At 32.0% G+C, this 23,956-nt stretch carries 20 protein-coding genes and 3 tRNA genes; 1 reads left to right on the top strand and 22 read right to left on the bottom strand.

Features of this window, described 5'->3' with window-relative positions; genetic code table 11:
* Positions 1-378: 378 nt before the first annotated feature.
* The 22 genes from RRF68_RS11770 to RRF68_RS11665 form a co-directional block, all read right to left on the bottom strand.
* Positions 379-1,149, bottom strand: a complete 771-nt coding sequence (locus tag RRF68_RS11770; RefSeq protein ID WP_218773231.1) for a glycosyltransferase — start codon at positions 1,147-1,149, stop codon at positions 379-381.
* A gap of 284 nt (positions 1,150-1,433) precedes the next feature.
* Positions 1,434-2,306, bottom strand: coding sequence for an ATP-grasp fold amidoligase family protein (locus RRF68_RS11765; protein ID WP_315944465.1), 873 nt, complete (start codon positions 2,304-2,306; stop codon positions 1,434-1,436).
* A gap of 37 nt (positions 2,307-2,343) precedes the next feature.
* On the bottom strand, positions 2,344-3,570 hold the full coding sequence (locus tag RRF68_RS11760) for a flippase (protein ID WP_218773233.1): 1,227 nt from the start codon (positions 3,568-3,570) through the stop codon (positions 2,344-2,346).
* 15 nt (positions 3,571-3,585) lie between these two features.
* A complete protein-coding gene (locus RRF68_RS11755) occupies positions 3,586-4,647 on the bottom strand; it encodes a Wzz/FepE/Etk N-terminal domain-containing protein (protein ID WP_218773234.1) in 1,062 nt (353 codons plus the stop codon).
* Between the two features lie 10 nt (positions 4,648-4,657).
* On the bottom strand, positions 4,658-7,099 hold the full coding sequence (locus RRF68_RS11750; RefSeq protein ID WP_315944464.1) for an SLBB domain-containing protein: 2,442 nt from the start codon (positions 7,097-7,099) through the stop codon (positions 4,658-4,660).
* A complete protein-coding gene (locus tag RRF68_RS11745; RefSeq protein ID WP_315944463.1) occupies positions 7,089-8,105 on the bottom strand; it encodes an NAD-dependent epimerase in 1,017 nt (338 codons plus the stop codon). Before RRF68_RS11745 ends, RRF68_RS11750 begins: the two co-directional genes overlap by 11 nt.
* A gap of 6 nt (positions 8,106-8,111) precedes the next feature.
* Positions 8,112-9,440: a UDP-glucose/GDP-mannose dehydrogenase family protein gene (locus RRF68_RS11740; protein WP_315944462.1), complete on the bottom strand. Its 1,329-nt coding sequence runs from the start codon at positions 9,438-9,440 to the stop codon at positions 8,112-8,114.
* A 5-nt stretch (positions 9,441-9,445) separates the two neighbouring features.
* Complete coding sequence (locus tag RRF68_RS11735; protein ID WP_218773238.1) at positions 9,446-9,874, bottom strand: adenylyltransferase/cytidyltransferase family protein; 429 nt, start codon at positions 9,872-9,874, stop codon at positions 9,446-9,448.
* 27 nt (positions 9,875-9,901) lie between these two features.
* Positions 9,902-10,840 carry a Gfo/Idh/MocA family oxidoreductase gene (locus tag RRF68_RS11730; protein WP_315944461.1) on the bottom strand — a complete coding sequence of 313 codons (939 nt, stop codon included), beginning with the start codon at positions 10,838-10,840 and terminating at the stop codon, positions 9,902-9,904.
* Complete coding sequence (locus RRF68_RS11725) at positions 10,840-12,123, bottom strand: nucleotide sugar dehydrogenase (RefSeq protein WP_315944460.1); 1,284 nt, start codon at positions 12,121-12,123, stop codon at positions 10,840-10,842. The genes RRF68_RS11730 and RRF68_RS11725 overlap by 1 nt, the downstream gene beginning before the upstream one ends.
* Before the next feature lie 791 nt (positions 12,124-12,914).
* Entirely contained in the window at positions 12,915-13,292 is a 378-nt protein-coding gene (locus RRF68_RS11720) for an HU family DNA-binding protein (RefSeq protein WP_218773240.1), read from the bottom strand.
* A gap of 1,524 nt (positions 13,293-14,816) precedes the next feature.
* Positions 14,817-14,891: transfer RNA gene (locus tag RRF68_RS11715), tRNA-Val, on the bottom strand.
* Between the two features lie 34 nt (positions 14,892-14,925).
* Positions 14,926-15,000 (bottom strand) — tRNA-Val (locus tag RRF68_RS11710).
* Between the two features lie 34 nt (positions 15,001-15,034).
* A tRNA-Val gene (locus tag RRF68_RS11705) sits at positions 15,035-15,109 on the bottom strand.
* A gap of 61 nt (positions 15,110-15,170) precedes the next feature.
* Positions 15,171-16,379 carry a folylpolyglutamate synthase/dihydrofolate synthase family protein gene (locus RRF68_RS11700; protein ID WP_315944459.1) on the bottom strand — a complete coding sequence of 403 codons (1,209 nt, stop codon included), beginning with the start codon at positions 16,377-16,379 and terminating at the stop codon, positions 15,171-15,173.
* A gap of 56 nt (positions 16,380-16,435) precedes the next feature.
* Positions 16,436-16,633, bottom strand: a complete 198-nt coding sequence (locus RRF68_RS11695) for a hypothetical protein (protein WP_315944458.1) — start codon at positions 16,631-16,633, stop codon at positions 16,436-16,438.
* A gap of 290 nt (positions 16,634-16,923) precedes the next feature.
* Complete coding sequence (locus tag RRF68_RS11690) at positions 16,924-17,259, bottom strand: hypothetical protein (protein ID WP_315944457.1); 336 nt, start codon at positions 17,257-17,259, stop codon at positions 16,924-16,926.
* A 55-nt stretch (positions 17,260-17,314) separates the two neighbouring features.
* Positions 17,315-17,707: an ExbD/TolR family protein gene (locus RRF68_RS11685; RefSeq protein WP_275316935.1), complete on the bottom strand. Its 393-nt coding sequence runs from the start codon at positions 17,705-17,707 to the stop codon at positions 17,315-17,317.
* Complete coding sequence (locus tag RRF68_RS11680) at positions 17,707-18,387, bottom strand: MotA/TolQ/ExbB proton channel family protein (protein ID WP_315944456.1); 681 nt, start codon at positions 18,385-18,387, stop codon at positions 17,707-17,709. The genes RRF68_RS11685 and RRF68_RS11680 overlap by 1 nt, the downstream gene beginning before the upstream one ends.
* 141 nt (positions 18,388-18,528) lie before the next feature.
* Complete coding sequence (gene nhaD, locus RRF68_RS11675; protein WP_315944455.1) at positions 18,529-19,929, bottom strand: sodium:proton antiporter NhaD; 1,401 nt, start codon at positions 19,927-19,929, stop codon at positions 18,529-18,531.
* Between the two features lie 14 nt (positions 19,930-19,943).
* A complete protein-coding gene (locus tag RRF68_RS11670) occupies positions 19,944-21,176 on the bottom strand; it encodes a Glu/Leu/Phe/Val dehydrogenase dimerization domain-containing protein (protein WP_315944454.1) in 1,233 nt (410 codons plus the stop codon).
* Positions 21,177-21,368: 192 nt separating this feature from the next.
* A complete protein-coding gene (locus RRF68_RS11665) occupies positions 21,369-22,427 on the bottom strand; it encodes an anhydro-N-acetylmuramic acid kinase (RefSeq protein WP_315945379.1) in 1,059 nt (352 codons plus the stop codon).
* An 89-nt stretch (positions 22,428-22,516) separates the two neighbouring features.
* Between RRF68_RS11665 and RRF68_RS11660 the strand changes: the two genes are divergently transcribed.
* On the top strand, positions 22,517-23,659 hold the full coding sequence (locus RRF68_RS11660) for an acyl-CoA dehydrogenase (protein ID WP_315944453.1): 1,143 nt from the start codon (positions 22,517-22,519) through the stop codon (positions 23,657-23,659).
* Positions 23,660-23,956 lie beyond the last annotated feature (297 nt).

Genomic DNA, 23,956 nt, shown 5'->3' with positions numbered 1-23,956 from the left:
TGATAAAAAATAATTTTTATAAAAATATCCAAATAGTTAATGTTGTAATTATTAGCGTTAAAAATAAGCAAAGCCAAAAACGGAAATATAAATTCAAACTTAAATCCATCTAATTTTAAAAATAAAGAACTGGAACCTACCAAATGAAAGAAAACATAAATTACATAAACTCCTAATAAAATTGATTCCTCTCTAATTTGAATATTTTTTTTTACAAAAATATTAATCAAAAACAAAAAAATAGAGAAGACTACAAAAAGGTATTTTATGGATGTTAATATATTCAACGGTACTTTTAAGAAATAATTGATTTGCGCAACAATTATTGACCAAAAAGGAAACAACACGAATATTAGAATCAATATATAAGAATTAATTTTAGCTATTCTCATACAATAATCTATATTTATCAGCTATTATATTAATATCATATTTATTTTTCATGATTAAATAAGGGAGCTTTTTTTCAACAATTGAGTCAATAAGATCAATGTTTATTTTTTCAAATGAATCGGATAAAATAAAACCCTCTTCTCTGTCATTAAATATTTCAGCTATTACCCCATCTAATTCACTAGTAATAGGAACACAATTATTAGACATAGCCTCTAAAACAACATTTGGCAAACCTTCTTTAGAGGAAAAAAACAGAAGGGCTTTTGAGTTATTTAAAATATTTTGAGTTTCTTTTTTAGACACAAGACCGATAAAATTTATTCTTTTTCCCATACCAGCTTCGTCAACTAAGTTAAAACATTTTTTAACATAATTGTCATCAAATTCCGAGTTGTCTTTTACATCCTTATAGGGTCCTACTATATTTAAAATAGCATCATTAATATGCGAATAATTATCTATAAAATACAAAATACTTTCGTAAGTTCTTTTTCGTTCACAAACCAAACCTACATAACTAAAGTTTTGTTTTTTTTGTTTTAAAGATTTTAAATTATCTTGAAGTTCAACTCCATTTGGTATTAATTTTATTTTTGAGGCGTCAATATATTTAGAATTTATTTCCTTATTTTTTTTTGATAAAACAACATTAACATTTATTTTTTTTAAAATATAATGCTTTATACTCCAAAAGCTTTTTTTATTTAGACTATCGAAATCATCATTTCCTAAAAGAGTTGTTTTTAAAATCATTTTTCGTTTTAAAACAAACCCTAAAACAAATGCAATGGTAAAAAAACCGTGATAGTGATACGTTGTTATGTTTTTAGTTATCGTTTTATATAAAATGATAAAAAATCTTTTAAAACTACTAGAAGGTAAATCAACTACTTCTATTAAATCGTTTACACTATAGCTTTTGTAGTTGCTGTGGTTCGTGTTAAATATTAATATTTTTTTTTTTACAGTTTTTGCCAAAAGTAACGCTTGCTGAGCCGCACCACTATAACTATCTAATTTATATACGAAATAAGCTATCATTGTTTTTTAGGTAGTTTAATTAGGTTTCCATAATATAAATCTTTTTCTTCAGGATAAAATTGCCCATAACCAGAAGTGGGGTGAAACGTAATTTCACCAAAAAAAATTTTATCTTCGAAAAAATAAAAATCTACTCGACAAAAACAAAAATCAGACGCCAATTTCTCCGCTAATTTTATCATTGATTCCAATTCTTTTGGCTTAGGAATATCATGTCCATTTAGAATTTCTTTAGGCCATAGAATTGGTAATAAATTCCAATTTATATCATAGTTATTTCTCTTATGGACATCTTCTTTATTAAAGTCAACATTAATCATCTCAGCATTACCATTGAAACATTCAAATTTATAATCTTCAATTCTAGTTCCATTGTTATTTATTAATAACTTTTCTACAATTATAAAAGGCTCTATATTTTTATATTGCCACTCTCTTCCTGCCTTATAATAATTGACTTTTAAGGATTTTGATAACTTAGCTCTAATTTCTTTCCAATTTTGACTTTCTTTATTCTTTATTATAAAATACGTTCCACTATCATGGTTTGTTTTTATAATTACCGGGTAATTTGGTAAATTATCAGGAGTAATATCATTAACGTTTTTCGTTGATAGTACTAGTGGTATTAAATACTCTTCTCCTAAAACTTCTTTAATATGGTTTCTTACTTTTAACTTATCTGCACAAACTGTATGTAAAGGGGTACGGTCGTACAACTTTAGCCATTGCAATTTTTCATTTAGAGTTTGAGGTGATTTTAAATTAAGAAATTTATTAAACTTTCTATAATATTGTATTTTTAAAAACATTTTATCTGATAAACAACCAGATATCAACTTTTTAATTTTAACTGTTAAGACTTTCATATATTTTCTTTTTAAATCTTTTTTATTACGGTGTATTTTATAATTTTACACTTTTACTATAGGTGAGAAAAGCCATAACTAATCTTGTAAAAACGACCGTTATTGCTGCCCCCATAGCTCCAAAAATAGGAATAAGTATTAATGCTATAAAAAAACCAATTACAGAGTAAACTATTGTAATATTTCTCATCAACCTGTCTTTTTTTAATATTAAAAGTTTATTATTTCCATAAGCAATACCAATGGACAAGAATAAGGGGCTTAAAGCTAGTATATATATATATAGTAAACTATTTTCACCGGTAGTACCAAAAACAAGAGGTACTAGGAATCCTGAAAAAGCAAAAACACATACTGAAAACAATAGCCCTACTCCAATTGTTATTTTCGTAATCATCTGCATTTTAGAGGAATCTTTATTTAAATAAGGAAAAGTTGCATTTCTTATAACATATAAAAAGCTATTTAAAACTCCTATTAATTTAGATGCTAAAGCATAAAAACCAACAAACTCTAAAGGTGCAAAGAACCCTAATAAAAAAGTTGAAAAATTATTATACATGTTTGGCAAGAAGTCAATTACAAAAACATCCCAACTTTCTTTAAAATATTTTTTAATTATTTCAATTCTTTGAAATTCAAAAACTACGTTAAACTGTTTCTTAAGTATAAACAAAGATATTACTCCTGAAAAACAGCCCCCCAATGAATTAAAAAGAGGTACCAAAAAAACATCATTCTCTTCTTTTAAAAAAATGAATATTGCCACAGTAAAAAGGCTTTTTGAGATAATATTTAAGTACGTTATATATTTCATATTCTCCATACCTTGAAAAAACCAAATAGGAAAAAATGCTTGACCAACCACAATACCAAATGTGAACAGATAAAGTTTACTATGCTGGCTAAATACATCTACAAAAAAAACTAATATTAATAACACCATAAAACACAATAACATTAATATTGCTTTTATAGTTATTACACTACCAAATATTTCTTTTAATTTACTTAAATCTTCTCTATGAACAGCGACTTCTCTTGTTGCTGTTAAATTAAAACCATAATCTACAATAATATTAAAATACATTATGGTAGCTAAAGAAAAGGCCAATAATCCATAGTTTTCAGCACCAACCACACTTATTACATAAGGGATTGTCACTAAAGGTAGAACCATGTTAAAAATTTGGAGTATTGCTAAAAAAGAAAAATTCTTTAAAACTAAAGAGTTAGATTTTATTATATTTCTTAGTTTATTCATTAAATTAAAATGGATTTAATTACTAGCTATGAATAAAGATTTCTTTAACTTTAAATAAAAATCATGCACAAAAACATAAAATATCGAAAGAAATAAACTCAATAACAAACCTATTATAATTAATAATTTTTTACTTAGACCTGATTTTTCTATTGGAATAAAAACAGGCTCTATTATAGATATAAAGGGTGTGTTCTCATTAATTTCCAACTGTTTTGTTGCTATTTGCTTTTCAAGCTCTGAACATACATTAAAAAGTAAATCATATCTAGATCTTAAATCGAGTTGTTTAATTTTAGATCGAGCGCTAGATAAATATTGATTTTTATCCTCAAAAGAGGCCAACAAAATTTGAATATCCTTAAACTCTTTATACTTTTCTTTATATCTTTCTTCAATAAACTTTAAATCATTCTCATTTTTTTCATTTCTTAAAAGCCTTAGCTCCTCTTTTAATATATTCACTGCATTTATAACTAACTCAGAAGAAGCTAATGCCTGAGGAAAAGATGATTCGATGGTTACAATATTTTCCTTTGCTTCATATTTAAATCTCAACACATTTTCAATATTTTTAAAGACGTTCATTTCAAAATCCCCATAAACATTAACTTCAGGTAAACTAAGAACAGGCTCTTTTTTATTTTTCTTTTTAAAGTCAAAAATTGATTTTATCCTTGAAAAGATAGATGTTGGTAACTCCTTATAATACTGTTTATAGGTAATTTTTGAATTAGTATCATTTCTGGTAATAGTTATAAAACTATTTGCCATCTTATCTAAAAACGGTTTACTCTCAATAATTTTTGAGTAAATTACAGGAGAAATAACCTCTGTGCTTTTGCTTTTTAGATTAATTCCTGCCAAGGAAGCAACCCCTCCTAATCCAGACAACAATGAATTTTGTTGCGAACTTTGTGGAATAAAAACGATCTTAGACTCATATTTCTTTTCATACAAAAAGAAAGTATAAACTAAAGACACCAAGAAAACAACCAAGAAAATTATTTTAAGAGTCTTCTTTTTTTTATATATTTTTTGTATTAAAAAAGACAAGTCTAATTTATCATTTTCCATTTCAAGTAATTTATTTATCCGTTAAACTCTTTACCAACACACCCAACGTTGCCAAACCTGTAGTAATTGCAATTACTTGTTGTGTTGACATCTTATTTTTATTTTCAGGTTTATTTGGAATTAAAATAACCGAACCTGGTTTTACAGTAGGGTACGATTTAAAAAATAAAAATCGTTTGGTGGTTTTAATATCTCCATTGGCGTGAATTACATACGCCCTGCTTTTTTTTGCATTCGCTGAGAATCCCCCAGAGTTTTCTATATAATGCTTAAAGCTCTTCCCTTTTTCGTAGCGCACTAACGATGGAGACAAAACTTCTCCTTCTACTTTTACCGTTTGCCTTTCTGAAGGTATGAAAAGCTCATCACCTTCTTCTAAGATTAAATCGTATTTAGATCCTTTACCGCCTTTTGCTAAGATTTCGTTTAGATCTATTCCTATTTTAAAAGTTTTCTTTTGTTTAATTTCATCTTCGGTAACACTTGAGGTGTCTTTTTTTGAAAAGTCGGCAATCATTTCTTGCTGCTTCAGATCTTCAACTTTATTATTTTTTCTTGTTAAAAAAGCACCTTCTACATATGCATATTTTGTTAAACCCCCGGCTTGTGCAATTAAGTCTGAAATTCTTTCGTTTTTTGCGCCTATAGAATATTCTCCTTCAAAATTTGCTTCTCCTTTTATAAATACTGTTTTTTGTTCGGTATATCCTTTTAAGTAACGTACCGAAACGATATCAAAAGGCATTAGCATAAAATTATTATTATCGCTTCCTTGTAAAGAACCACTTGCTTTTAAATCAAAATTCTTACTTATTGTTTCAAAACGACCATCTTTTAATCGTCTAGAAACATCGATCATCGTAGCATCTGCACCGTCTTTTAGTCCGCCACCTAACGCAATTAAATCTTCTATTTGCATGCCTTGCATATAAGGAAACTTAGCGCCTTTATTAACTGCTCCGTTAATGGTAATAAATTCTTTTTCTTTTAGTTCCTCTTTCGAAAAAACATACACACTATCGTTTGCCTTTAACAATAAATTTTCATTGTTGTTTCTTAATGAAAAAGACACTGTTTCTTTTGTTGTTGTATCGTAGCTACGTACAATAATACCTCTATCTAAAAAAGCTTCTTTGGTAACACCTTCTGATTTTACAAGTAACGTTTCTAACGATAAATTTTCTTCATACTCATAGTTACCTGGCTGAAAAACAGCACCTGCAATACTAACTTTATTTAAAAACTGATTAGATACCTTATTGATTGTTATAAAATCTCCGTCTTTTAACTTTTCTTCCGTGAAAGCTTTAAAAGGAATCTCTACAATTTCTTTTTGTATACCATTAATTCTTTCGATAACTACATTTTGTTTGTACGCCTCTGATGTAAAACCACTGCAGTATGTTAATAAATCGGATACCGTTTCGGATGCTTTCATTTCATACAAACCAGGTCTTTTAACAGCTCCTTTTATGGTAACTATTTTAGCATAAGGTTTTACAATGATAACATCCTGGTCTTGCACCGTTATATTACCAGCTTCGGAACCGTTGATTAAAAAATCATAAAAATCGAAATCAGCTACTTTTTCACCTCCTCTAAATAATCGTATATTTCTAAAAGTTCCGTTTTCGGTAGGGCCACCAGCTGCATATAATGCGTTTAATATGGTTGAAAAACCACTTAACGAATAAGAACCTGGTACTTTAACCTCACCCACGATACTTACCTGAACATTTCTAACCTCTTTTATAGAAACAGCTATATGCACTTTATTATAACTGTTAGCCGAAGCACCAATACCAGCGTAAATTCTTTTTAAATAATTTTTGATTTTAGATTTTGCTGCTTTTATAGGCAAGCCTACTAATTGAATATAGCCTACACCCTGAATATTAATGGCGCCTTGCCTATTTACTTTTTTCTCGTAATTAGCTTCGGCAGCTCCCCATAAATCAATTGAAAGTACATCGCCGTTTCCAATAACATAATTCTCGGGAGTTGCAACGTTTAGGTTTGGTGTGAAAGAAATATTTGGATTGTTAAAAAAGTCATAGCCAAATAGTAATGATTTTTTAGTTTTTTTACTTTCTTGTCCTGTCAACCCAAAAAATAATTGATTTTCTGAAGTACTAGTATTCACCGATGTATCTCGTGATTTGATTTGATTACTTGTTGAAGTACCTAAATTTCGTATTCTAGTTTGTAATTTTTGAGCTTGAATCTCAGACATCCCCCTAGTTTTGGCTATTGCCAATGCCTGTGCTACCGTATACCCTTCTTCTTTAATTTTATCACGATAACCAGCTACTTGTTCATCTGATAAACTATCTACCTCAATCTTACTCAACTGTTGTTGAGTGCCTTGCGCATAGTTTGTAAAGCTAGCGAACATGATAAAAACCATTAAAATACTTTTTAATAGTTTTTTCCCTATTATTTTATTTTTCAATTGCATAATTTTTAAACCAATTAACAAATTCTTTAATTCCTTTAGGCAGCAATGTAGTAGGTTTATAGTTATAATCTTTTATAAGATCATTTACATTTGCCCATGTTTTTTCAACATCTCCTGGCTGTATTGGTAACATTTGTTTTTGAGCTTCTTTACCAATGTTTTTTTCTATTTCTGCTATAAAATCTAATAATTTCACCGAATTATTATTCCCTATATTATAAATCTTATACAAGTCCCTATCTTTTATTTCAGAGACCAAAATTCGCTCAATACCTTCTACAATATCATCTACATAGGTAAAGTCTCGTTGCATTTCACCATAGTTAAAAACTTTTATAGGCCTGTCGTTTGCTATTGCATCCGCAAATAACATAGGAGCCATATCGGGTCTTCCCCAAGGGCCATACACCGTAAAAAAACGCAAACCTGTAGTAGGTATTTTATATAAATGACTATAGGTATGTGCCATTAATTCATTGCTTTTTTTGGTTGCTGCGTATAAACTCACAGGTGTATCTACCTTATCTTCTTCTGAAAAAGGTATTTTTGCATTTGCCCCATATACACTAGAGCTACTTGCGTAAAGTAAATGCTTAATATTATTATGTCTACAACATTCTAGTATATTTAAAAAACCAACGATGTTACTCTGTATGTAAGCATCCGGATTCTCTATACTATAACGCACACCTGCTTGGGCTGCTAAATTACAAACAACATCGAACTTTTCTTTTTCAAATAAAGTCGTTAATACTGCTTTATCCTCTAAATTTATTCGCATAAATTTAAAGCCATTATGAGAACTACTTGTAGTTTCTTTATAAAAAACAGCAGCTTCTTCTTGTTGTATGCCTAATTCTTTTAAGCGATCGTACTTTAAATTAACATTATAATAATCGTTAATATTATCGATTCCTATAATAGTATGACCTTTGTCTAATAGTTTTTTTGACAAATGAAAACCAATAAAACCAGCAGCTCCTGTAACAAGTATTTTCATTTTACATTAGTTTTGTTTTCCTATTTGATGGTACTCGAAACCTTTATCTTGTAAGTTGAATACATTGTATTGGTTTCTACCGTCAAAAATTATAGGGGTACTTAGTTGTTGTTGTATTTCTGAAAAATCAGGAGAACGGAACTCTTTCCACTCTGTTAATAGAATTAAAGCATCTGCCTCTTTTAACACTTCGTATTTTGATTCGTAATACGAAATACCTTCAACACCTTTTAAATAAAAATGCTGTGCTTCTTCCATCGCTTTCGGATCGTATGCTTTTATGGTGGCTCCGCGCCTAACCAGTTCTTTTACTACATAAATAGCCGGTGCTTCACGCATATCATCTGTACCCGGTTTAAAGGCCAGTCCCCAAAGGGCAAAAACTTTTCCGGATAAATTTTCTCCGAATCGCTTTACAATTTTCTCTGCAATCACAAACTTCTGACGATTATTAACTTCTTCTACAGATTGAATTAATTGTGCGTTGTAGCCATTTTCTTCGGCAATTTTATTCAATGCCTTTACATCTTTAGGAAAACAAGAACCTCCATACCCCGCTCCTGGATAAATAAAACTATACCCTATTCTAGCATCTGAGCCAATACCAATACGCACTTGATTGGCATCTGCGCCTACCTTTTCGCAAATATTAGCAATCTCATTCATAAAAGAAATTTTAGTGGCTAACATGGCATTGGCTGCGTACTTTGTCATTTCTGCAGAACGAATATCCATGGTAATAAGACGGTCGTGTGCTCTTAAAAAAGGACTGTATAATTCTTTCATTTTATCAAAAGCATAGGCACTCTCAGCACCAATAACTACTCTATCAGGCTTCATAAAATCATCGATAGCAGCGCCCTCCTTTAAAAACTCAGGATTTGAAACCACATCAAATGTTATATCTTCTCCTCGGGCATCTAATTCTTGCTGAATCGTAGTCTTCACTTTATCTGCTGTTCCAACAGGTACGGTAGATTTATCAACCACCACCAATCTTTTAGTCATCTTATTACCGATCTCTTTGGCTACAGACAATACGTATTGTAAATCGGCAGAACCATCATCTCCCATAGGAGTTCCTACAGCGATAAAAACAACCTCAGCATCTTGTATAGCTTCTTCTAGTTTCGTTGTGAAAAATAGATTTTTATTGGCAATATTTTTTAACACCATGTTTTCTAAACCTGGCTCATAAATAGGTATAATTCCTTCATGTAGCTTGTCTATTTTATGTTGATCTATATCTACACAGGTTACTTTGTTTCCCATCTCTGAAAAACAGGCTCCTGAAACCAACCCTACATATCCTGATCCGACAACTGCTATATTCATGCTTATTATTTTTTATTTTTTATACTTTCTTTTTCAGCTACTTCTTTGCGTAATTCACTACTAGAAAAACGATGTTCTCGTTTGTTGTAAAATAAGGTAATGCCTTTTTCTTCGCAGTATGCACGCCCTGTAAAATTTTTATCAGCGTATTCATCTCCTAAAATACGTACATCTATTGTAAAAGATTGCAATACATCTTCTAAATCTTGCTCGGTAGCATACGGCACTATTTCATCTACATACTTACACCCTTTTAATTGGATATATCTTTCTACTACAGATTGTATGGGTTTGTTTTTTTCGGGTCTATCAACCGTAGGGTCTGTTTGCAAACCACAAATAAGGTAATCGCATTGTGCTTTTGCGTCTTCTAGCATTTTAATATGACCCGCATGCAACAAATCGAAAGCACTAAAGGTTATTCCTATTTTCATTTCTTTTTCTTTTTTGCAAATATAGTTTTATCTATTTAAAAACAAATGTTTCTCTCCTTTATTAACCAATTCAGTATTTCTAATAGCATGTACAATTTCTATAGATTGCTTGGCATCTACCAATCCGAAACCGTTTCCTTTTAAAATACCTTTATAACTTTCTGTATGCAACTCGGTAAATCCGCCACTAAACTCTATTTCTTCTCCATCTACAGTGATAGAACGGTAGGTTCTTTGTCCGTTTTCTTGCACCTGCTTTGGCAGTGAATTTTCATCAATAGATAAAAACCAACGTACTCTGGCATTTTCAAATTCTAAATAACCTGCCGATTTATCTTTTTCTCTTAGATGCACTAAATTCTCTTGTACCTCGCCAAAAACCCAAGAAAGCATGTCGTAAAAATGGACTCCGATATTGGTTGCGATTCCTCCCGATTTACTTTCATCTCCTTTCCAGGATGCATCGTACCAGTTACCACGAGAAGTGATATAGGTTAAATCGATATCATACTTCCCTTTTTTATTTTCAGCATCAACTTTTTTCTTTAAGGCAATAATACTAGGATGCAATCTTAATTGCAAAATGGTATTAATTTTATTTCCAGATTCTTTTTCTATGGCTTGTAAAGCATCTACATTCCAAGGATTCAACACTAACGGCTTTTCGCAAATAGCATCTGCACCTCTTCGCAAAGCCATGCGTATATGCGAATCGTGTAAGTAATTGGGGGTACAAATACTTACATAGTCGAGCTGTATATTTTGCTGGCGTTTAATTTTTTCGATGTGACGATCGAAACGCTCGAACTCCACAAAAAAATCTGCCTTCGGAAAATAACTATCCATCACGCCCACACTATCAAATTTATCGAGCGCAGCGATTAAGGTATTGTTCGTATCTTTTATAGCTCTTAAATGACGTGGCGCTATATATCCGGCAGCACCTATTAAAGCAAAATTTTTCATTATAATGTTTTATCTATTAATTCTTGAGGCAGGAAATTCTTTACATCATATACAACTCCGTTTTCCTTTTTTAACCGCAACAAATCTACTTCTTTAAATTCGTTATGTGATACCGCCAACACAACAGCATCATATTTTTTAGCGTAAAGCTGCTTATTTAAAGTGATACCATAAGTATCTGAAACTTCTTTTTCTTTAGCCCACGGATCGTGAATATCAATAGTAACTCCGTAGCTTTTTAAAGCGTGATGTACATCAATTACTTTTGTATTTCTAATATCGGGACAGTTTTCTTTAAACGTGATTCCTAAAATTAAAATCTCAGCATTTTTTACTTTTACATCTTCTGAAATCATCAACTTCACAACTTCTGATGCAATATGATTCCCCATACTGTCATTTAAACGCCTTCCTGATAAAATTATTTCGGGATAATACCCAAATTGTTGCGCTTTTTGGGCTAAGTAAAACGGATCTACACCAATACAATGTCCACCTACCAAACCAGGCTTAAAAGGTAAGAAGTTCCATTTAGTACCTGCAGCTTCTAAAACATCACTAGTATTAATATTCATTAAGTTGAAAATTTTAGCCAACTCATTTACAAAAGCAATATTAATATCTCTTTGACAGTTTTCTATAATTTTTGAAGCTTCTGCTACTTTAATAGAGGGTGCCATATGCGTTCCTGCAGCAATGACCGATTTATATAAATCATCTACTTTTTGAGCCGTTTCTTTAGTAGAACCTGAAGTAACTTTTAAAATATTTTCTACCGTACGGATTTTATCTCCCGGACTGATTCTTTCTGGTGAATAGCCGACATAAAAATCTTGATTTAATTTTAAGCCTGATTCTTTTTCTAATACTGGTACACAATCTTCTTCTGTAGCTCCTGGGTAAACGGTAGATTCATACACCACAATATCGCCTTTGCATAAAACACTTCCTATGGTTTTACTAGCACTTAATAATGGCGTTAAAATAGGTTGGTTGTTTTTATCTACGGATGTTGGTACCGTAACAATATAATAATTACAGTTTTTTATAGCATCAGCATTACTAGTAACAAATAAGCCTTTTTCATCAGAATCACTGTCTACTAAAACAGTTTTTAACAAAGCGTCTTCAACCTCTAACGTTACATCTACTCCCGACTTTAATTCTTCAACTCTTTTAGATTTTATATCGAAACCAACAACCGAATATTTAGTTGCAAACAATCTTGCTAAAGGCAATCCCACATAACCGAGGCCTATAACAGCGATTTTCTTTTCTTTCATAATATAAATTTAAGCAAGTTGCGAATGTACAAAAACATTATTAAAAAGAGAATAATCTATGGCTGATTTCACTTTCAACAAAAACACCTAAACTACTACAAACAAATCAGTTACTCCTAAATAATTATTTTTTTTGCAACACCACACATATCTACTACATACCACTTTACAACTATTATCTAAAAACACCCACGCTTTAAAATATTTTACACCCATCTATTTTAGCTTTAGGATACATAATTTGAAATAAACAACCTGAATAACAACATCTTTTTAACTGCCATACGTTTTTATAGTCCGCAAACACAGAAATCAAACAGTTTACATCGCTTTTTATAGCTAAAGTTCACAATTCAGTACCTACTAGAATTAGCAACGCTATACCCCATAACCTATTAAAATTGACACCTATTATTTACCCTGAAAATTACAAAACAACAAAACTCAACACTTTTTTCAACTAAAAAAATAGAGCATCCCTTCCTTAAAACAGGGTTTTTCACGTTAAAAAACACATAACAGAACTGTTTTACAACAGTTTTATTAGGTGCTTTTTTTGATACTAGCCTCCTTAACGTCGGAATTAAAGCGCAGCAGTAAGCCGTAACATAAGATTGGTTTGTTTACACTAACTCTAAAGTTTCTTTTACTAAAAACATGCCTAACTTTTAAGTAAAACTATCGTATGTTTTTTAAAAAAGATAGGGAGTTTTTTTACCTTAAAAAAAAGAAACAAAAAAAACCTCAATAACAAAAGCTATTGAGGTTAGCACTATGTATTCTTTTAAATACTACTTAAATGTAAAAGCGACATTACTTAACATATTACGCATTCTTTTATCTGGTCTAAAATTGATATGCGCCTTTTTAATAGCGCTCGATGTCAATTCCTCTTCAGTGGCAACGCCTTCCGAGCGTACCCCTATTTGAAAAGACCCTAACTTATCTAACTTTACAATTTTACCTTGCGACAATTCGTCGATAACATTATGCAACAACGATAGCAACACGGCGTAACAGTCGGCTTCTCTTACCGTACTTTGATTGGATACCAAATAAGCCAACCTTTCTAAATCTGTTGTTCCGTTTGATATTGCTTGTGCATAAAATTTTTTATCCGCTGTTCTGTCCTGCGGATTTGGACGCTCTATTGATTTTACTTTAACCATGATTTTATAATTTACTATATACAAAATGTGTAGTTTAATTTAAGAGCACACTACACAGACTTCTCTAAAGTTTTTATCTAAAACTAGGTTCTTACACCTACGCCCATCCTTCTTAAGAACAGCATCTCATTAAATAACAAGTACTTAATGGCGTTTTTTTTATTAAACTTAATCCATAACCTACCACCTGCGACTTGGTATATCGCTTTAAAAATTAATCATTTTTTTTGGTAAGTTTTAAGAAGTATTGTAATTTTGAAGTCCGAATACAAAAAACAAATACTACGTAAAGTATTACCGTTTTAACAAAGAGTCTTAGGGCACCAACTTTAAGACTTTTTTGTTTTTTATAAAGATACTACAAACTTCCCCTCCTCAAAAATCTTTCTTTCAAAGAGTTATTAACATTTTAAAGCAATTTTTAACCATTTATATAAAAAAAACGAAGCTCACTTCGCTTTTTTAAAAAAAACAGCTTAAAAACTCTTAAAATTAAAACTACCCAATTCACCATAATCACCACCAAAACAAACTAACAAATATTAATAAGTAAAGAAATCACTCCAATTACCAGTGTTTTTTTCTTTATAGTAACAGAAAAGAGAGATTAGTAGTTAGTAGTTAGTAGTTAGTAGTTAGTAGTTAGTAGTTAGTAGTTAGTAGTTAGTAGTTAGTAGTTAGTAGTTAGTAGTTAAAAAAAATACTAAAACCGACATAGCGCTTGCAAGCGAATATCAAACATTTGAAAAAATCGTAAAAACAAATGCTGTCTGCCCACATCGAGTTCAGTTGTTTTGGATTTCAAAAATTGTTATGACCGCTGAAAGTGCAAGACTAGATTTTTGTGAAGCCTGTGCTGAACTTGATTCAGTATTCAGCAATGGAAAAGAAAGAGAAAGGTTAGAAATTAGAGGTTAGAGATTAGTAGTTGGTAGTTGGTAGTTGGTAGTTGGTAGTTGGTAGTTGGTAGTTAGTAGTTAGTAGTTAGAGAAAACACTAAAACCGACATAGCGCTTGCAAGCGAGCGTCAAACATTTGAAAGAAAAGAAGACCCCGTTTACCAAACCACCTGCTACTCCCAAAAAACAATAAATAAAAACCTGAATCTAAAAACCGACATCGCACTTGCAAGCGAGTGTCAAACATTTGAAGAAATCGTAAAAACAAATGCTGTCTGAGCAAAGCGAGTTCAGTTGTTTTAGTTTTCAAAAATAACTTTGACCACTGAAAGTGCAAGACTAAATTTTTGTAAAGCCTGTGCTGAACTTGATTCAGTATTCAGCAATGGAAAAGAAAGAGAGATCAGAGTAAAACATTAAAACCGACATAGCACTTGGAAGCAAACTTCTAGTTAACGTTTAAAAATACGGAATTACAGATCCCTTACTGAAACCACTACCGCAAATACAACCCTAATGAGTTTCACTCAAATAAAATTTTTTGTTTTCAAAAAACCACGAAGTAATCTTCAGGTTTTTGAAAACAAAAAATCCTGATGAAAATTCATCAGGATTGTGATTGATGTGGGCAATGAGGGATTCGAACCCCCGACCCCCTCGGTGTAAACGAGGTGCTCTGAACCAACTGAGCTAATTGCCCGATTTTATTTTAATTCCGTTCGGCAGGAATGTTGTGGGCAATGAGGGATTCGAACCCCCGACCCCCTCGGTGTAAACGAGGTGCTCTGAACCAACTGAGCTAATTGCCCGATTTTATTTTAATTCCGTTCGGTAGGAATATTGTGGGCAATGAGGGATTCGAACCCCCGACCCCCTCGGTGTAAACGAGGTGCTCTGAACCAACTGAGCTAATTGCCCTCAATTGCGGGTGCAAATATAGTATTGTTTTAGAAAAAAACAACACTATTTTAATTTAATTTTATAAAATTTCTGCCACAACAAACGTACTCCCTCCTACATACACAACATCTTCTTTAGTTGCCCGCAAACTCGCTGCTTCAAAGGCTTGATTTACAGAACCAAAAGAATCACCACTGAGATTATGCTCGTTTGCGGTTTCTTTTAATATTTTTTCTGACATGCCTCTCGGAATCGCCGGTTTACAAAAATAATAAACAGCATTTGTTGGAAATAATGGTAAAATATCTTTTAAACTCTTATCCGAAACCACTCCTAATACAATGTGCATTATCATGTAATTTTCTTTTTTAAGCTGTTTTAAGGTATAAGATAAGCCTTCTTTATTATGAGCGGTATCGCAAATTATTTTCGGCTCTTCTTGTAGAATTTGCCAACGCCCTTTTAAATTGGTATTTTTAACAACGTTCAACAACCCTGTTTTTATATTTTTTGCTGATATTTTAAATGCTTTTAACTGCTGAATCGCTTTTACGGCTGTTTTTGTGTTCTTGACTTGATAATCACCTAATAAATCAGTTTTATAATTATCTTCTTCATCCGAAGCAAATAGTATTTCACTTTTACAAGCATCCGCTTTAGCGATAAAAACACTTTCCACCTCTTGTTGACGCTCTCCAATAATAACTGGAACTCCGTTTTTAATAATTCCTGCTTTCTCAAAAGCTATTTTTGGTAAGGTTTCTCCCAAAAATTGTGTATGATCTAAACCGATATTCGTAATTACCGACACTTCGGGCGTGATAATATTGGTAGAGTCTAATCGCCCCCCTAAACCGACCTCTATAATAGCAACATCAACTTGTTGTTTTGCAAAATAATCGAATGCCATGCCTACCGTCATTTCAAAAAAAGAAAGGCCTTGTCTTTCTAAAAAAAGTTTGTTTTCTGATATAAACTCTGCGACACTCTCTTTATCTATCTCTTCTCCGTTTATTCGGATACGTTCGGTAAAATTTTTAAGATGTGGTGACGTATATAAGCCTACTTTATAGCCTGCTTCTTGTAAAACACTCGCTAACATGTGACTTGTAGACCCTTTTCCGTTGGTACCACCAACATGAATTGTTTTAAATTTTTTCTCAGGATTCCCCAATTCATTACTTAGAGCAATACTATTGGTGAGATCTTTTTTAAAAGCTGTTTTACCTTGATTTTGGTACATTGGCAATTGCGCAAACATCCAATCTAGGGTTTCTTGATATGTCATATAGCTGTTTTATGATCTGCGAGTAGTACTACAGATGACATTATTTTATAAGTTACTTATTTAGACAAAGAAAACTTGTAGATAATGGTTCCTCTTTGTTTTGACGGCGCATTTAATGCTGCATTCCATTTTGTTTTTAAAGCAGCTTCTTTAGCTGGCTTTAGTAAACATGCTGCAGTATTTGTTGATCCTTTTACTCCTGCAATAGCTTTGGTCACTTTTCCGTTTTGATCCACCTCAATACTAACAACCACTGTACCTTCTTCTTGGCAATCTGGTTTTTGTATGGGTTTAGAAAGTGCGGTTCTTCCTTCTAAATTATAATTACCTCCAGAACCACTTCCTGAATTCCCGTAATATTTACTAGAATTTGGATCGCCTTTTTCGTTTCCTTTTACACCTGATTTATTATCATCCCCTTCTCCTTTTGTTGCGCCATCTTTTGAGGTGCCGTTTAATAAAGTATTTAAGGCATCGGTGGTTTCTTTTGATGGTGTAGGTTTTGGTTTCTTTTTAGGTATTACTTTTTTGGGAGTTTCTGTTACTACTTCCTTTTTTTTGTTGATTTCTCTATAACAGGAACCTCTTTTGCTGTTTCACTCGTAATTACTTCTTCCTGAACTGTTTCTTGAGGCGTTTCTTTTACAGGCTCTTCAACAACTTCTTCTTGTAGTTTTTCTGGTGCCGATTGAGATATTGTTTTTTCTACAGGTTCACCACTACCAACTTCCGAATTTCCGAAGTTAATAGCCAATCCGTATTCTATAGGTGGATCTAAATATTTCATTCCGAAATTAAATACTCCAACAATTAAAAGCATCAGAATAACGGCCGTAATAATGGCTGACTTACGTTTATGTTCGGTTTCAAATATCTTCATCCTACTAACTTCTCACTATTTTTTCCTCGAGAATCACCCCGAAGTATTATTTAAGTTATTTAGCTTTTACAGCTAAAATCATTTTTAATTTATTCTTGTTGGCAATATCAATAACTTTCATTACGTTTTTATAAGGCGCATTTTGATCGCCTCTAATAACGATGGTTTTCTTTTTATCTGCTCCTACTTTTGTTAGAATTGTGCGTTCTAAATCAGCTGAATTCACCTTCGTCTTATCAATATAAAAAGCAGCTTTATCAGTGATACTAACTGCTACTACTTTACTACTTTCGGTTTTACCGCCTGCCTTTGGCAATAAAACATCAATGGCACTTACAGTAACTAGTGTGGATGTTAGCATGAAAAATATTAATAACAAGAAAACAATATCCGTCATAGACGACATATTAAAACTTGGATCAACTTTATTTCTTCCTTTTAAATTCATTAGGCAGGTTCGTTTAGTAAATCTAAAAACTCTACAGATTTTGCTTCCATTTGATGCACTACTTTATCGGTACGAACCACTAAATGGTTATAAGATATATAAGCGATAATACCAACAATTAATCCACCTACTGTTGTTGTCATTGCTGTATATAATCCGTCTGAAAGTAATTTAATATCAATCTGACCACCTGAATTTGCGATTTCATGTATGGCTACAATCATTCCTATTACGGTACCTAAAAAACCGATCATTGGCGCAGCTCCAGCAATTGTTGCCACAACAGAAACGTTTCTTTCTAATTGATATACTTCTAATTTTCCCGCATTTTCAATTGCTTTATTAATGTCTTCTAATGGCTTTCCTATTCTAGAAATTCCTTTTCCGATTAAGCGTGCTGTAGGAGAATTCGTATGCTCACATAAAGCTTTCGCACTTTCTATCTTTCCGTTTGTTATGTGATCTCTGATCTGATTCATGAAGTTTTTATCTACTTCAGAAGCTGCCTTGATTGCAAAAAAACGTTCGAAATAAATGTACAATGCTACGGCTAACAATACAAAAAGTAGGCCTATAATAATTTGACCTCCTAAACCACCATCTTTAATTAACTGAAGTATAGATAATGTTTTTTCTTCGGATATTGTTTCTTTTAAATTTTCTTGAATAAATAATAACATCAACTTCTTTTTTAAGTGCTTTTAATACTAACGATTCTTTTATGCTTTAATTGTTTTAAAAAAAATCACCTTAAATTAATAACGCACAATACAAAGTACATTATTAATTCAAAATGATTTTTTAACACTTTTACTACTTTATTATATAATAAAACCTCTCATGATAACAAAGGCAATTGACCCCACTAAAAAGCCAACGAATGCTAACCATGATATTTTTTTCAAATACCAAAAGAAATCTATTTTTTCCATACCCATTGCTACAACTCCTGCTGCAGAACCAATAATTAACATAGAACCTCCTGTACCTGCAGAAAAAGCAATAAAATGCCATAACGGATTATCTATTGGCTCAGAAAACATTCCTAATGAAGCTGCTACTAGAGGTACATTATCAATCACTGCAGATCCGATACCTAATAATATTACCACTAGATCTGATACGTTTGTACCTGCTACTTCTGTACCCATTAATGGAATACTTTGCTTTAAACTATCAGCAAAATTAAACAGAATACCTAAAGATTCTAAAGCTGCAACAGCCATTAAAATACCTAAGAAAAATAAAATACTAGGCATCTCTATTTTAGATAATGAAGCATGTACAGGACTGTGGTGTGCATGAGCCTCTGACTCTGCACTACTATTGTAATCTGTCATAGAAAACTTAGTTCTACTATAAATTTCAGCAAATGTTGCTACTACTGCTAGCGATAGCATCATACCCACATAAGGAGGTAAATGTGTAACCGTTTTAAAGAATGGTACAAATACAATAGCTCCTAAACCTAAATATAACATTCTCGCACTATGCGGACTTTTCTTAGTATCTTCTTTTACTTCATCCGATTCAATATCTCCTTGAAAAGCTGGCAAGAAAGAAGCGATAACTGTTGGTACAATCATACATAATAATGAAGGTATAAATAAATAAACTACTAACATTTGTGTACTTACTTTTTTACCAATCCATAACATGGTTGTTGTTACATCTCCAATAGGAGACCATGCTCCACCAGCGTTTGCTGCAATAATAATTAAACCAGCAAACCAAATTCGGTCTTCTCTTCTTTTTACGATTTTCTGTAAAATAGAAATCAATACTATTGTTGCTGTTAAATTATCTATAATTGCTGATAAAATAAATGCTAATATCCCAAACATCCACAAGATTTTTTTCTTGCTTTTTGTTTTTACGTAATCTTTAATTGTTGAAAATCCGTCGAAATAATCTATAATTTCAACAATCGTCATTGCTCCTAAAAGGAACACTAATATTTCGGCTGTTTTACCTAAATGATGTAATAAGGTTTCTTCAACCAAATGTAATTTATCATTATGAGGTAAACCTGCAAAACCTTCGACTAAAGCATGCTGCGATGAATCAAACCAATTGGTAAAACCATCAACTCCTAATGCCACTAATGCCCAACAAATGGCCATCATTACTAATGCCGGAATTAATTTATCTAATTTTATATTATGCTCTAAAGTAATGGCCAAATATCCCATTACAAATACTAAAATAATAGCTGCTTCCATTTTTATATTTTAATTTATATCAATTCTTTTAATGCAATTTCAAATGCAGTTGAACAAATTTTTGTTTTCGATGCACTTTTTGTAAACGTTCTTTGTAATGCTTTTTTAATAATATTTGAGGTATCATCAAAAATAGCTTTATCTTCCATTGGTAAAGCAACTTTAGCTTCCATTAAGTAAGCAAAAACCCTTGCGATACCACAATTAGAAATAAAGTCTGGCAATAAACTTAAGTGATTATCAGTATACTCCATAATTGGTCCGAAGAAAATCTCTTTATCGGCAAAAGGAACATTGGCGCCCGGAGATATTACTTCTAAACCTGTATCAATCATTCGCTGTACTTGATCTTGAGAAACTAATCTTGATGCTGCTGCAGGAACAAATATTTCTGCTGGCAAGCTCCAAATTTTACTATTAATTTCATCAAAAGGAATCATATCACTAGCAACTAACTTGTTACCATCTTTCGCTAAAAATAAATCTTTCATTTCTTCCATAGAAAATCCATTTTCATTTATAACTCCGCCTTCTCTATCTATAATTCCAACAACCTTTGCTCCTAACTGAGTTAAGTAATACGCTGCTGCTGAACCTACATTTCCAAATCCCTGAACAATGGCTCTTTTTCCTGCTATATTACCACCGTAAATAGTATAATAATGCTTTACTGCTTCGGCAACACCATAACCAGTTAACATATCTGCAACCGTGTACTTTCTTGATAAATCTGGTGAGAATTGCTTGTCTTCAATCACTTTAATTACCCCCTGGCGTAACTGACCAATTCTGTTAATTTTATCCGCTTCGGTAGGTTTAAAATGTCCATTAAAAATACCTTCTTGTGGATGCCAAACTCCGCAGCTTTCTGTAATCGGAATTACATCTTTATCTGCATCAACATTTAAATCCCCTCCGGTACCATAATAATGTTTTAATAACGGAGTAACCGCTTTATACCAACGTTCTAAAACACCTCTTTTTCTTGGGTCGTTAGGATCGAAGTTAATTCCTGATTTTGCACCTCCAATTGCCGGTCCAGAAACGGTAAACTTAACTTCCATTGTTTTTGCTAAAGATAAAACCTCATTCTTGTTTAATCCTTTACGCATTCTTGTTCCTCCACCGGCAGCACCACCTCTTAATGAGTTAATAACAGTCCATCCTTCTGCATCAGTTTCTTGATCTCTCCAATGAAAAACAATTTCCGGCTCTTTTTGTTCATATATTTTAAGTAAATCTTTCATAAATATCTTCTAATAAATTTTCAACTCCAATTTGTTATAATCTTTAATATTTTTTTTCAAAATAATCCCTTAAAGAGAAGTTAAAGTTGTGTCATTTAAAAAGTTTTTTGATTGTTATTATTGCTGTTAAAAACAGACTGTCACAAACTTACCATAAAAAAATGATAGCTCAAATATTTTGATTTAAAAATACTAAACATTAAAAATTACTCCTGAAGAATGGTCTTGTTTTGCTCCTGTCACACTCCGCAAACAATTCACCTGATTTTCAAGACGTAACAAACCTAAAAAAGCAAAAATCAAGGCTTCTTTGTAATTGATAAGTTCTTTGGATTGGATTGCTATTTTATTACCTGAATAAACTTCAATTCTGCGTATTAAAAAAGAGTTAAATACACCGCCTCCTGTTATTAAAACCGATTGATTATTCTGAATAATTTTTCCTATTTGAATTGCTGAGTGTTCAGCAAATGTTCTTAAAATAGTCGGAATATCATGCTCCATTTTATCTATCAACGGAAAAATATTTGTCTGAACCCATTCTAACCCTAATGATTTTGGTGGCACTTTTTTATAAAATTCTAAAGCGTTTAGCTTTTCTAATAATTCGTAATTTATTTTACCTGTTTCTGCTATTTGTCCTTTATCATCATATTCAAATCCTAGTTTTTGCACATAATAATTTAACACGATATTTACTGCACAAATATCAAAAGCTATTCTCTTTTTATTTTCTTTAAACGACACATTTGCAAAGCCTCCAAGATTTACACAGTAATCATAATTAGCAAACAATAACTCATCTCCTATAGGAACTAGCGGAGCTCCTTGCCCTCCATAAGTAACATCTTGCGTCCTAAAATCACAAATCACTTTTTTATTTGTAATTTCAGAAATCACTTTTCCATTACCAATTTGAAGTGTAATTCCTTTAGCTGGTTCGTGTAAAATTGTGTGCCCATGAGACGCTACGAAGTCTACATTTTTTATATTATTTTTTTTGATAAAAACATTAATCTCAGCTCCTAATAACTCACCATAATCAATGTCTAATTTCAATAATTTTTCTTCAGAAAAATGAATGGCTGTTTGTAGCTTTTCTTTCCAATCATCTTTATAAGAAATAGTATCTGCAGCTAGAATTTTAAAGTTTTTATACTCCTTTTTATCAAACTGAACAAACACTAAATCTATTCCATCTAATGATGTTCCAGACATCAAACCTATAATAAAGTAAAAATCGCTATTCATATCTGTAAAAATAATAAAACTCTGTTGAAAATATGCTATGAAAAAAGTATCTTTGGAATCAAATTTTACGAATATAATAATCATATATAATGGATTTTAGTTTAACAGAAGAACACATAATGATTCGTGATGCAGCACGTGATTTTGCACAAAACGAATTATTACCAGGAGTAATTGAAAGAGATAATGCACAAACCTTTCCAGACGAATTAGTTCGTAAAATGGGTGAAGTTGGTTTTTTAGGTATCATGGTAGATCCTAAATATGGAGGAAGCGGAATGGACGCTATTTCATACGTATTAATTATGGAAGAACTTTCTAAAATTGATGCCTCTGCCTCTGTTATGGTTTCTGTAAATAACTCATTAGTATGTTATGGACTAGAAGCATATGGTACTGAAGAACAAAAACAAAAATATTTAACAAAATTAGCTACTGGTGAACAAATCGGAGCGTTTTGTTTAAGTGAACCTGAAGCAGGATCTGATGCAACTTCTCAAGCTACAACTGCCGAAGATAAAGGTGATCACTATTTATTAAATGGTACCAAAAACTGGATTACCAATGGTGGTCGTGCAGGTGTTTATTTAGTTATCGCACAAACCGATCGTAGTAAAAAACACAGAGGTATCAACGCTTTTATTGTAGAAGATGGAACGGAAGGATTTCATGTAGGTCCTAAAGAAGATAAATTAGGAATTCGTGGTTCTGACACGCATACTTTACAGTTTAACGACGTAAAAGTACCGAAAGAAAACAGAATTGGTGAAGACGGATTCGGATTCAAATTTGCCATGAAAACATTATCAGGTGGTCGTATCGGTATTGCTGCACAAGCGTTAGGTATCGCTTCTGGTGCTTATGAATTGGCTTTAAAATACTCTAAAGAGCGTAAAGCATTCGGAACAGAAATTTGTAATCATCAAGCAATTGCTTTTAAATTGGCTGATATGTACACAGAAGTTGAGGCTGCAAGAATGTTAGTAATGAAAGCTGCATGGGATAAAGATCAAGGTAACAACTACGATATGTCTGGTGCAATGGCTAAGTTATACGCTTCTAAAGTTGCCATGGAACAATCTGTTGAGGCTGTACAAATTCACGGTGGTAACGGATTCGTAAAAGATTACCATGTAGAGCGTTTAATGCGTGATGCAAAAATTACTCAGATTTATGAAGGAACTTCAGAAATTCAGAAAATTGTAATTTCAAGAGGAATTATAAAAGGATAAAACCTTTTCTATTTAACCTTAGCGGAGAACTATAAACAAAAAGTCCATCATTAATTTGATGGACTTTTTTTGTTTATACCCTATATAACTTTTCAACCTCGTTTAAATTTATAAACAAATCAACTCTGGACCACCTTTTACCTATACACGATATTTTCTCCCTTTATCATTCACATTTTACCTTTTACCCTTTTATATGTGTATTATCACAAGAGTCGCGCTTATAGTTTATCTTGAGCGGAGTCGAAAGGTACTTGCTTTTTGTTCATCCTTTACAAAAGAGCTCAAACAAAACTG

Source organism: Tenacibaculum sp. HL-MS23 (assembly GCF_032463465.1).
Lineage (GTDB): Bacteria > Bacteroidota > Bacteroidia > Flavobacteriales > Flavobacteriaceae > Polaribacter > Polaribacter bernardetii.
The sequence above is the reverse complement of the archived record's forward strand: the minus strand, read 5'-3'. Positions and strand labels throughout refer to the sequence as shown.